The 11,503-nt window shown below is 54.0% G+C and carries 8 protein-coding genes; 4 read left to right on the forward strand and 4 right to left on the reverse strand.

The window, feature by feature from the left end:
• Positions 1-2,069, reverse strand: a 2,069-nt coding sequence (gene nrdA / locus B3P58_RS17925) for a class 1a ribonucleoside-diphosphate reductase subunit alpha (RefSeq protein ID WP_286719441.1), incomplete at its 3' end; no start/stop codon positions are given.
• A 396-nt stretch (positions 2,070-2,465) separates the two neighbouring features.
• Between nrdA and B3P58_RS17930 the strand changes: the two genes are divergently transcribed.
• Positions 2,466-3,206 (forward strand): response regulator, encoded by a 741-nt coding sequence (locus tag B3P58_RS17930; protein ID WP_145465758.1) that lies wholly within the window; start codon positions 2,466-2,468, stop codon positions 3,204-3,206.
• An 86-nt stretch (positions 3,207-3,292) separates the two neighbouring features.
• Positions 3,293-4,783 carry an ATP-binding protein gene (locus B3P58_RS17935; RefSeq protein ID WP_286719443.1) on the forward strand — a complete coding sequence of 497 codons (1,491 nt, stop codon included), beginning with the start codon at positions 3,293-3,295 and terminating at the stop codon, positions 4,781-4,783.
• A gap of 205 nt (positions 4,784-4,988) precedes the next feature.
• Here the strand turns inward: B3P58_RS17935 and B3P58_RS17940 are convergent, their stop codons facing one another.
• Together B3P58_RS17940 and B3P58_RS17945 are read right to left on the reverse strand one after the other, a co-directional pair.
• A complete protein-coding gene (locus tag B3P58_RS17940) occupies positions 4,989-5,906 on the reverse strand; it encodes a LysR family transcriptional regulator (protein WP_230330564.1) in 918 nt (305 codons plus the stop codon).
• A 40-nt stretch (positions 5,907-5,946) separates the two neighbouring features.
• Positions 5,947-7,497 carry a methyl-accepting chemotaxis protein gene (locus tag B3P58_RS17945; RefSeq protein WP_225693541.1) on the reverse strand — a complete coding sequence of 517 codons (1,551 nt, stop codon included), beginning with the start codon at positions 7,495-7,497 and terminating at the stop codon, positions 5,947-5,949.
• Positions 7,498-7,641: 144 nt separating this feature from the next.
• Here B3P58_RS17945 and glpK point away from each other — a divergent pair, with 144 nt between their 5' ends.
• Positions 7,642-9,129: a glycerol kinase GlpK gene (gene glpK, locus B3P58_RS17950; protein WP_286719446.1), complete on the forward strand. Its 1,488-nt coding sequence runs from the start codon at positions 7,642-7,644 to the stop codon at positions 9,127-9,129.
• A 135-nt stretch (positions 9,130-9,264) separates the two neighbouring features.
• The gene (locus B3P58_RS17955) at positions 9,265-10,359 is read left to right on the forward strand and encodes a GGDEF domain-containing protein (RefSeq protein WP_186435725.1); all 1,095 of its coding nucleotides are present in this window, start codon (positions 9,265-9,267) and stop codon (positions 10,357-10,359) included.
• A 111-nt stretch (positions 10,360-10,470) separates the two neighbouring features.
• Here B3P58_RS17955 and argF read toward each other — a convergent pair whose 3' ends face one another.
• Positions 10,471-11,376, reverse strand: coding sequence for an ornithine carbamoyltransferase (argF, locus tag B3P58_RS17960; protein WP_145465752.1), 906 nt, complete (start codon positions 11,374-11,376; stop codon positions 10,471-10,473).
• Between the last annotated feature and the right edge of the window lie 127 nt (positions 11,377-11,503).

The raw sequence follows: 11,503 nt of genomic DNA on the forward strand, positions 1-11,503 counted from the left end.
TCGACGAATTTCTGCATGATACCGACCAGCTGCAGATAGCCATTGTTGTTCGGAATCTGCCATAACAACTCGTAGTTTTTCTTCAGGCGTTCAAACTCAGGAACAACCTGCTTGAGGATACCATCTTTGCTCTGCTTCACGCTGATATATCCGCGCGGCGGTTCAATACCGTTGGTCGCGTTACTGATCTGCGAGGATGTTTCGGATGGCATCAGGGCAGACAGCGTGGAGTTACGCAGGCCGTGGGCCAGAATATCTTTGCGCAGGGCTTCCCAGTCGTACTGCAGTGGTTCTTCACAGAACTTGTCGACTTCTTTCTTGTAGCTGTCGATCGGCAGGATACCCTGAGCATAGGTAGTGTCGCTGAACGCTTCACAGGCACCCTGTTCTTTGGCCAGATTGTTGGATGCTTTCAGCAACCAGTACTGCATGGCTTCAAAAGCGCGGTGAGTCAGGCCGTTGGCACTGCCATCGGAATATTTCACACCGTTTTTCGCCAGATAGTAGGCATAGTTGATCACGCCCACACCCAGAGTGCGGCGGCTCAGGCTGGCGCGTTTGGCGGCCGGAACCGGGTAGTCCTGATAGCTCAGCAGGCTGTCGAGGGCACGTACGATCAGATCAGCCAGTTCTTCCAGCTCATCCAGATTGTTCAGTGTTCCGAGGTTAAATGCGGCCAGAGTACAGAGCGCGATTTCACCGGAATCATCGTTCACGTCTTTCAGCGGCTTGGTTGGCAGCGCAATTTCCAGACACAGGTTGGACTGACGCACCGGAGCCAGTTTCGGATTGAACGGGCTGTGGGTATTACAGTGGTCAACGTTCTGAATGTAGATACGGCCGGTGCTGGCGCGTTCCTGCATCATGCTGGAGAACAGGTCGACCGCTTTCAGTGTTTTCTTACGGATACCGTCCTGCTGCTCGTATTTAACGTAGAGTTGCTCAAACAGTTCCTGATCTTCGAAGAAGGCGTCATACAGGCCCGGAACATCGGATGGTGAGAACAGCGTGATATTGCCGTTCTTGATCAGACGCTCGTACATCAGCTTGTTGATCTGTACGCCGTAGTCGAGGTGACGTACACGGTTTTCTTCAACACCGCGGTTGTTTTTCAGAACCAGCAGGTTTTCAACTTCGTAGTGCCAGATCGGGTAGAACAGGGTAGCGGCACCACCGCGCACACCGCCCTGTGAGCAGGATTTAACGGCGGTCTGGAAGTGTTTGTAGAACGGGATACAACCGGTGTGGAAAGCTTCACCACCGCGGATCGGGCTACCGAGTGCACGGATGCGGCCGCCATTGATGCCAATACCGGCACGCTGGGAAACATACTTAACAATGGCACTGGCGGTGGCGTTGATGGAATCCAGGCTGTCGCCGGCTTCGATCAGTACGCAGGAACTGAACTGACGGGTCGGAGTACGGACACCGGCCATGATTGGCGTTGGCAGTGACAGTTTGAATGTAGATACCGCATCGTAGAAACGACGAATGTATTCCAGGCGACGCTCTTTGTCGTAGCCGGCAAACAGGCAGGCGGCGATCAGCACATACAGGAACTGAGCGCTTTCATAGACTTCGCCGGTCACACGGTTCTGTACCAGATATTTGCCTTCCAGCTGCTTAACCGCGGCATAGCTGAAGGTCAGGTCGCGGCTGTGATCAATAAAGGCGTCCATCGCTGTGATTTCTTCAGCGGTGTAATCTTCGAGCAGATGGCGGTCATAACGCTCGGACTCAACCATGCGCTTCACATGATCAAGCAGGGCCGGTGGCTCAAAACGGCCGTAGGCTTTTTTGCGCAGATGGAAAATATTCAGGCGCGCGGCCAGATACTGATAATCGGGTGTTTCTTCAGAAATCAGATCGGCGGCGGCTTTGATCAGGGTTTCATGAATCTCAGACGTCTGGATGCCGTCGAAAAACTGCAGGTGGGCCTTAAGCTCCACTTCAGACACAGATACGTTATCAAGACCCTCGGCAGCCCAGGTGACTACTTTGTGGATTTTATCCAGATTTAAAGGTTCCTGGGTGCCGTCACGTTTGGTGACTTTTAGCTCGCTGTTCATCTCTTCTGTGCCTGTATCCAAGGGAAACTACTCCATCTGTCCTTGATCGGTATGGGTTCCGTAAAACGCTTGACGGCTGGCCTGATAGTCTGTAGGTGCCGGTGTAAGTAACTGAGTTACCGACATATTTTTAAGTCGATCCACAAGATAATGCGGTATACCTATGAATTCAACCCCAAGATATAGTGGGTTATCGGTTTTGCCATGTGGATAACTTGTGTGTAGTTGGTGGACAGGATGTGGCTGTTTTTTCTAAGTCGTTATGCCCTCTGATTTTTACCAAATAATGAATAGATTGGTTACTATGCAACAAAGCGTAACTCGGTCTAGAGTTAATATCAGATGCCTGTGGCAATGTTCCGGGGTACGAACCTGTTTAAGGAATGGTAAGGAACCATGTTGAAGCAAGAAAATGGTCAAAGCCTTGAAGAAAACTGGCGCATTCTCATCGTTGAAGATGACGAACGCCTGGCGACTCTTACCAAGGATTATCTGGAAAGTAACGGTCTGAAAGTCGCGGTTGAAGGTGACGGCAGCCGTGCAATTGAACGTATTAAAACGGAGCAGCCTGACCTTGTTGTCCTGGATCTGATGTTGCCGGGTGAAGATGGCCTGGCGGTATGCCGTATTGTCCGTCCTTACTACAAAGGCCCGATTCTGATGCTGACCGCCCGTACCGAAGATCTCGATCAGGTACTGGGGCTGGAAATGGGGGCAGATGATTATGTTGCCAAACCGGTTCGTCCGCGTGTTTTACTGGCCCGTATCCGCGCCTTATTGCGCCGGGTTAAGGAGGTACCGGAAGAGCAGGTTGTTGAAGGCGGTTCTGATAACCGTCTGACCTTTGGCAATCTGGTTGTCGATAACGCCATGCGTGAAGCCTGGCTCGAAGGCAAGAGCATTGATCTGACCAGTGCCGAATTTGATCTGCTGTGGCTATTGAGCAGCAGTGCCGGACGTGTACTGACCCGGGAAGAAATTTTCCATCAGTTGCGGGGTATTGAATATGACGGTCAGGATCGTTCCATTGACGTAAGGGTGTCACGTATCCGTCCTAAGGTGGGCGATGATCCGATGAATCCCAAGCGTATCAAAACCGTACGCAGTAAAGGCTACCTGTTCGTTAAAGAAATCTGACGTCAGGAGACATCGTCATTTTTATCCGGGTTTATTCAGGGCTGCTGGGCGCTTTGCTGATGGTGGGAATCATCTGCACGGTCGCTTTGCAGCTCGTTAACTTTGTGCGCAGCGCGCAGTTCAATGAAGACATGGTGGGCGGCAGTGTTGCGCTGCTTGCCCAGCGGCTGCGTCAGGATCCTGGTGCTTTATCCGAGTTATCCGCACGTTTTGATGCTGATATCCGGATATTGCCATTGGCTGAAGGCCCGGTGGACGAATATCAGCAGAACCGTCTGGCCCGCGGGCAGTTGCTGGTCGATACCACCAATGAAGGACGCACCGCGCGTCTGCTGTATCAGATGTCTGAGTCTGAATTACTCGATGTGCAGCTCAGTACGGTGACAGAGGTTCAGGCGCAGGCCTCGGCCTATCTGTTACTCGAAGACTGGCAGCGTTCCGGAGATAGTATCGAAGCCTTTATCAAACGTATGCAGCCGCGCTTTGGTTTTCCGTTGTCGGTGGTGGATATCGACAAACTCTTCCTGTCAGATTCCGATTTTGCCCGGATGCAGTACGGTGATGTACTGGTTAGGATTTCCATTGAAGGTCAGCAGGCTGAAGCGCTGGCGAAGCTGCCAGGTCAGCCACGGGCGCTGCGGCTCGGGCCTATTGATGCGTTCAACCCTTACTCCTGGCAGGCTATCTTCGTCATTACAGCCATTGGCATCATGTTGCTGGGTCTTGGGGTCTACTGGGTTGTGAACTCATTTGAGATCCGCTTGCGTAAGCTGGAACAGGCCACCAGTCGTCTGGCGCAGGGGCACCTGAGTGCGCGGGTAGCGATTTCCGGTACCGACCCGGTCAGTCGCCTTGGTCAGGCGTTTAATAAAATGGCAGAGCACATCCAGCGCCTGATTTCTATTCAGCGCGAGATGGTGCGTGCCGTATCCCACGAATTACGTACCCCGGTAGCCCGTATCCGTTTTGGCTTACAGATTATCGAAGACAGCGTCGACGATGCTTACGTCAGTAAGCAGCTGACTGGCATGGATTCGGATATTCAGGAGCTGGATGAGCTTATTGATGAGATCCTGACGTACGCGCGTCTGGAGGAAGGTGGGCCGCTGCTCGACTTCCAGAAGGTTAATGTGGCCGATGTGGCGGTGCAGGTGGTTGAAGAAGCGCGTCCACCGGCCCATGTCAGTGTCAGCTATGCCGGCGCTTCGCCGGAGAATGCCCACTATGCCGAGGTGGAACCGCGCTATATTCATCGTGCCATTCAGAATCTGGTGGGTAATGCCGGGCGCTACGCCAGTTCCCGTGTCCGGGTCAGCTGTACCATTGGAACGGATACCTGCCGGGTTGATGTGGAAGATGATGGTCCTGGTATTCCGGAAGAGGATTGGGATCGCGTATTCACAGCCTTTGCCCGTCTGGATGACAGCCGTACCCGCAGCTCCGGTGGCTATGGTCTGGGATTATCAATTGTTCGCCGTATTGCGTATTGGCATGGTGGGCGGGCAATGGTCAGCCGCAGCGAGGCGCTTGGCGGTGCAAAATTCAGTCTGATCTGGCCGCGCCGTCATCACGAATAATGTGATGGCCTTATATCAAAAGTGTATACAAAGCGTTACACAAAAACACTTTTACACTACAGACTGAAAAGCATGGCAGGATCATTATATGTCCCGCGTATCCCTAGGAGACGTGGTGAGAATGTAGCGAAATTATTCGCTTTTTTGGGCTCTTTCAGAGCCCTTTTTTTTGCCTGAAATTCGGGGAAATGGCCGCGACAGGCCTTTAGCTGACCGGAAGAATTCCCGGTAAGTGGCGGAAACAGGTCTCCAGCGCTTGCTGAAAGAAATCCTGAATATAGGCACTGTCCTGCTGATCTTTACGCACAGCCGCATACAGTGTTGGCCATACCCCTTCTTTGCCCAAAGGCCGGGCAGCAACCAGATTGGCATCAATATAGGGCTGCAGTGCCCAGTTTGGCAGGCAGGCGACGCCCCGTCCGCTGGCAACCAGCTGCACCATCATCAGCGTTAACTCGGTTTGGCGGGTCGCCCGTGGCTCAATGCCGCTGGGTGACAGAAAGTGTTCAAACACATCCAGCCGGTTGCGGTCGACCGGATAGTGAATCAGGGTTTCGCTGCTGAGGTCGGCAGGCTGTATGCAGTCCTGCTGAGCCAGTGGATGCTGATTGGCGACGGCAAGAACCGACTGATAGCGGAATAATGGCTGATAATAAATTTCGTTATGCGGTCCCGGATCGGACGTTACCACCAGATCTACGTCCCCGCGGATTAAGGCGGGGATGGGCTCGAAGTGAAAACTGGTGCTGAGGTCAATCTCAACCTCAGGCCAGTGATCACGGAAGCTGTTGATGGCTGGCATCAGCCAGTCGAAGCAGCTGTGGCACTCGATCACCATATGCAGGCGGCCACTATGCCCACCGGCCATTTTCTGCAGATTGCGCTCAGACTGACGCAGTAATGGCAGTACGTCGTCTGCCAGCTGTAATAACTCCAGCCCGGCGCGGGTAAAACGCAAAGGTTTGGTTTTACGCAGAAACAACGACACGCCCAGGCGCTCTTCCAGATCTTTTAACTGATGGGAGAGCGCAGACTGGGTCAGGTGCATACGTCTGGCGGCTTCCACCAGAGTGCCGCCATCACGCAGGGCGGCGAGGGTGCGCAGATGTTTGATATCGAGCATGAATGAAATTCATAGACATTGAGTTCTGAATGTTAGCTTTTCATAGGCTTTGTTGAAAGCGCTGAATGATGCGATTCTGCTCATCCATCAATTGTGCCAGTTGCTCGCACTCGCTGTTCATACTGCCGGCCAGCTGTTCGGCTTCCTGAGCCAGACTTTCCAGTTGTGTCAGATGATCACGGATCTGATCGGCCGCCAGGTTCTGCTCGGAAGCTGAGCGTGAATTCGCATTGGTCATAGCCTGAATTTCACTGAGTTCATGGCGGATGGTGGAGAACACGCCATTCACCTGACGGGCCCGTTCCAGAGTCTGCTCGGTCGAATGCTGCCCCTTGTTCATAGCCTCCACGGCCTGACCGCTGTGCTCATTCAGGCCGGTTACGATCAGCTGAATTTCGGCGGCGGATTCCTGAGTGCGTTGTGCCAGATTGCGGACTTCATCAGCGACTACTGCAAACCCGCGCCCTTGTTCCCCGGCGCGTGCGGCCTCGATGGCGGCGTTCAGGGCAAGCAAATTGGTCTGCTCGGCAATATCGCTGATAGCCTGCAGAAAGCGGTCAACGCCCTGAGTTTCGCTTGCCAGCCGGCTGATGGCTTCGGCCGTACCTTTAAGTTCAACCTGCAGGGCTTCGGTCTGAGTCATCATTACTTTGATGTCATTCTCACCGGAAGTGGCATTACCAACGGCCTGCTGACTGGCCTGTTGTGACTGCTGATTGTTTTCATTGAGTTGTAATGCGGTGTGCTGAATGTCGGTACTGACCTGTTCGACCTGTTGGGTATAGCTGTGCTGACGGCGGACGCGCTCCAGTGTGTTTTGTGAAAGATTAAGGGTATTGCTGGTGGCGCTGACCAGTGAGCTGGTGTTGTCGGCAATGCGCACCAATACGGTCTGCAGGCGGCGGCGCATGGCATGCTGGGCAAACGCCAGCTGGCCATGAGCATCGTCACGGCCGGTGTAAATCCAGGCCATCAGACGGTTGTTGATAACATCCTGACCATAGCGGGTGAAGGCTTCTTCCTGTTGATACTGACGGAACAGGCTGAAGGCGGCGCTCAGGCCAACGATACCCTGCAGTATCAGATTATCAGACCAGTACAATGCAGCACCTGCGGCAATCAGCCAGGGCAGTGCCTGAGGCAGCATGGCCCGCAGAGCTCCCCAGCGTTGCAGCGGATTCTTACCACTGTTCAGCAGTTTATAGGCTTTTTCAGCACGATTGATCTGCTCGCGGCTGGGAGCAACGCGCACGGATTCATAGCCGACAATCTGATCGCCTTCGTACAGAGGTGTGACGTAAGCATCGACCCAGTAGTGATCACCGTTTTTGGTGCGGTTTTTAACGAGGCCCATCCAGTGTTGTCCGGCTTTTACGGTATTCCACAAATCGGCAAACGCGGCGGTGGGCATATCAGGATGGCGGACCAGATTGTGCGGACTGCCGTTCAGTTCTTCTTTGGTGAAACCACTGATGCGGATGAAATGGTCATTACAGTGTGTGATAACCCCTTTGAGATTTGTGGACGACACCAGATGGTTATCGGCGGACAAAGTTACTTCACGTTGGGTTACCGGTTGGTTATTACGCATTTTGTTATCAAGGCTGTTATGTTAATTGGATAACTATAGTTCAGTCAGCGTATTCTGCCGGATTTCGCTACATTTCCATTCGGGCCTTGGTCATCTTCGTTTCAGTCAGTAAACTGCCGCAAAAAATAATGAGGATAACATTCTATGCCACGCTGTTTGCTGAGCTTCGATCAGGGAACCACCAGTAACCGCGCCATTCTGTTTTCTACCGAAGGTCATATTCTGGCCACTGGTCAGCGCGAGTTTACTCAACATTTTCCACAGCCCGGTTGGGTCGAGCATGACCCGGAAGAAATCTGGGAAACCACCCTTGTCAGTACCCGGGAAGCACTGGCGGCTTCCGGTTGCGGGCTGAGTGATATTGTCGCGGCTGGCATTACCAATCAGCGCGAGACAACCATTGTCTGGGAACGCGCCAGCGGTAAGCCGGTATATAACGCTATTGTCTGGCAGGACCGCCGGACGTCGGCACTGTGTCAGCAGCTGAAAGAAGATACGGCGCTTGAGCCGCGTATCGCCGAGAAAACCGGCCTGCTGCTGGACCCGTATTTTTCCGCCACCAAGCTGGCCTGGATTCTGGATAACGTCGATGGCGCGCGTGAGCGGGCAGAGCGCGGCGAATTGGCGTTTGGTACGGTCGATACCTTTCTGCTCTGGCGTCTGACCGGCGGCAAAGTACACGCGACCGACGCCAGTAATGCCTCGCGCACCTTACTGTTTAATATTCATACCCAGCAATGGGACGAGGAACTGTTGCAGCTGTTCCGCATTCCGGCCGCACTGCTGCCTGAGGTTAAAGACAGCGCTGCCGATTATGGCCGTATTGATGCCAGTCTGTTTGGTGCTGAGATTGCCATTGGTGGTGTTGCCGGTGATCAGCAGGCGGCGCTGGTGGGTCAGGCCTGCTTCCGTCCGGGAATGGCCAAGAGCACCTACGGCACCGGTTGTTTTATGGTGATGAATACCGGCCGCGAGGCGCTGAAGTCCACCCACCGTCTGTTGACCACCGTGGCCTACCGTATTAATGGCGAAACCACCTATGCACTGGAAGGTTCCATTTTTATGGCGGGTGCCACGATTCAGTGGATTCGCGACGGCCTGAACCTGATTTCCAGCGCCTGTGAGACGCAGTCACTGGCGGAAGCGACAGGTTACGAAAACCCGGTGTATATGGTGCCGGCCTTTACCGGTCTTGGCGCTCCGTACTGGGACCCGCAGGCGCGTGGCGCCATTATGGGGCTGACACGGGATACCGGTATTAAAGAAATCGTAACGGCAGGCTTGCAGGCCGTGTGTTATCAGACCCGTGATCTGCTCGAAGCTATGGCACTGGATGGCGTTGAGCCGGCGCAGCTGCGGGTTGATGGCGGCATGGTGGTGAATGGCTGGCTGGTGCAGTTTCTGGCCGATGTTCTGGGTATTCCTATCGCCTGCCCGAAAGTCACGGAAACCACAGCATTGGGCGCTGCGTTTCTGGCGGGTTTGCAGGCCGGGGTTTATCAGAACCTGGATGATGTGGAAGCGTTTTGGGTACACGATCGTGCTTATGAACCCAAGCTGGAAGAAAGTCAGCGTCAGCATTTATACGATGGCTGGCTGAATGCGGTTCAGCGGGTACGCTGCGGCGCCTGAGCTGTAGCCGGGTAACAGAACTGGCGGATGTCAGTTACGCCAGTTTCTGTTACGAAGATTACGCGAATTGACATAGCCGGCGAAAAAATAGTCTCTATAATCGTGCGCTTTGTTCTCAGTGCACGGGATGCCGCCATGAGACAGCAACAACGTGACATTCTTCGCCGTCATGGGCTGGCCAGCAGTGGAGCGCTGCTGTTTACGCTGCTTTTTATGGCGGGCTTTCAACTGCGGGGCGACCCCGCGGATGCGGCTGTTCTGTATTCTGCCATTGCGGTTTATTGGTTTGGGCAGGCATTACTGTTGTATTGGGTTGGTTCGGGCCGCACCCTGAATTATCAGGACCCCGGCCTGACCGCTTTCTTTATGGTCTGGGCCATTTCTTTTGTCTCCATCATTCTTTATCTGTGCAGTGATAACCGCAACGTGGTGATGCTGGGCTATCTGGCGGTGATGCCGTATGGGGTGTTCCGTCTTACCTGGCGCGGATTTCTCGGTGTTGCGCTGTTTACCATGGCGTCTTACACCCTGGTGATGCTGGTGCTGCATCACCAGAATGCCGGCCAGTGGCAAGCCAGCCAGGAGGCTCTGTTGGGGGCTGCATTTTTTATCAGCCTGCTGGCATACAGTTTTCTTGGGCGTGAAGTGGCTTTGCTGCGTGAAGCTTACCGCCAGAAGAACCGCGAGTTGCGCCGCGCGATGGTGCGTATAGAAGAGCTGGCCATTACCGATGAACTGACCGGCTTATACAACCGCCGTTATCTGTTGCGTACGCTGGAAAAACAACGGGCTCTGGCAAATCGTGAAGGGCTGCCCTTTGTGCTGGCCTTTGTCGATATTGACCACTTCAAGCAGATTAACGATCAGCATGGTCACCGTATCGGTGATCAGGTGCTGGTGGAACTGGCGCAATTGCTGCGGCTGTCGGTACGGGAAGTCGATCTTGCTGCACGTTATGGCGGTGAAGAGTTTGTGCTGCTGCTCAGTGGCCTGACGCTGGCTACTGCTGAGAATGCGCTGAACCGTATTCGTATCGCCGTGATGGAAGAGAATTTCTCCGAGTCTTCTCTGCCGCTGACGGTATCCATCGGTGTGACGCAATATCATGCCGGTGAGGAGGGCGATGAACTGCTCAACCGTGCTGACCGTTTATTGTATGAAGCAAAGCGTGCCGGACGTAACCGCGTGCGCACCGAAACGCTGGAGCAAACCTCAGCTCAGTCTTCCTGAGCAAAAAAAAAGCCCCGTCGAACCTGAAGGTCACGGGGCTTTTGAGGTGCTGTTTCTGATGCGCTGTTCAGGCCTACAAGTTCAGGCTTACAAGAGTGAGCCTGTTATCTTTCAGTCTTCCTGACAGAGCAGGAATTCGAGCAGGGCCTTCTGTGCATGCAGACGGTTTTCTGCTTCATCCCACACCACCGAACGCGGGTCATCCAGTAAGTCTTCACTTACTTCCTCTCCACGATGTGCCGGCAGGCAGTGCATAAAGAGCACGTCTTTGTTGGCCAGATCCAGCAGCTCGCGTGAGACCTGATAATCACGGAATTTACGCAGGCGCTGTTCCTGTTCGTCTTCCTGACCCATAGACGCCCAGACGTCCGTTGCCACCAAGTCGGCACCGCGTACCGCTTCTTTCGGATCACGCATCAGCGTTACACGGTCAGCGGCTTCATCAACCAGGAACTGTGACGGTTCAAAGCCTTCCGGCGTGGCAATGTTCAGTTTGAAGTCAAACTGCTGCGCCGCGTTGATGTACGACTGGCACATATTGTTGCCATCGCCGATCCAGGCAACGGTTTTGCCCTGAATAGAGCCACGGTGCTCGACGTAGGTCTGGATATCGGCCAGCAGCTGACAGGGATGAAAGTCATCCGTCAGGGCATTGATTACCGGTACCTCGGAGAACGCCGCAAAGCGTTCTACGGTTTCGTGTTCGAAGGTACGGATCATGACGACATCGACCATGCGTGACAGCACGCGGGCGCTGTCTTCTACCGGCTCACCACGACCCAGCTGGGTATCGCGCGGCGACAGGAAGATGGCATGGCCACCCAGTTGCGCCATACCGGCCTCAAAGGAAACACGGGTGCGGGTGGAGGATTTTTCAAAAATCATCCCCAGTACACGGTTGCGCAGAGGCTCGTAGATTTCTCCGCGTTTGTGCATCTGCTTCAGCTCGATGGCGCGCTGGATAAGCCAGTTCAGCTCTTCCGGAGAATGGTCTAACAGGGTTAAAAAATGTCTCACGTTAGTTCCTTATTCAAACTCAACCGAGCGCCTCAATCAGGGCGGACACGGTTTCGATGATCTGGTCAGCTTCGCTCTGTGACAGATTCAGCGGTGGCAGCAGACGCACCACATTGCCGGAGGTCAC

The organism is Thalassolituus sp. UBA2009, assembly GCF_002335285.1.
Classification (GTDB): Bacteria; Pseudomonadota; Gammaproteobacteria; order Pseudomonadales; family Oceanobacteraceae; genus Venatoribacter; species Venatoribacter alkanivorans.

What these genes read in the sequence shown, in the direction of transcription:
- B3P58_RS17930 (WP_145465758.1), top strand. Translation starts at nt 2,466, where the DNA reads ATGTTGAAGCAAGAAAATGGTCAAAGCCTTGAAGAAAACTGGCGCATT.
- B3P58_RS17940 (WP_230330564.1), bottom strand. Translation starts at nt 5,906, where the DNA reads ATGCTCGATATCAAACATCTGCGCACCCTCGCCGCCCTGCGTGATGGC.
- B3P58_RS17945 (WP_225693541.1), bottom strand. Translation starts at nt 7,497, where the DNA reads ATGCGTAATAACCAACCGGTAACCCAACGTGAAGTAACTTTGTCCGCC.
- glpK (WP_286719446.1), top strand. Translation starts at nt 7,642, where the DNA reads ATGCCACGCTGTTTGCTGAGCTTCGATCAGGGAACCACCAGTAACCGC.
- B3P58_RS17955 (WP_186435725.1), top strand. Translation starts at nt 9,265, where the DNA reads ATGAGACAGCAACAACGTGACATTCTTCGCCGTCATGGGCTGGCCAGC.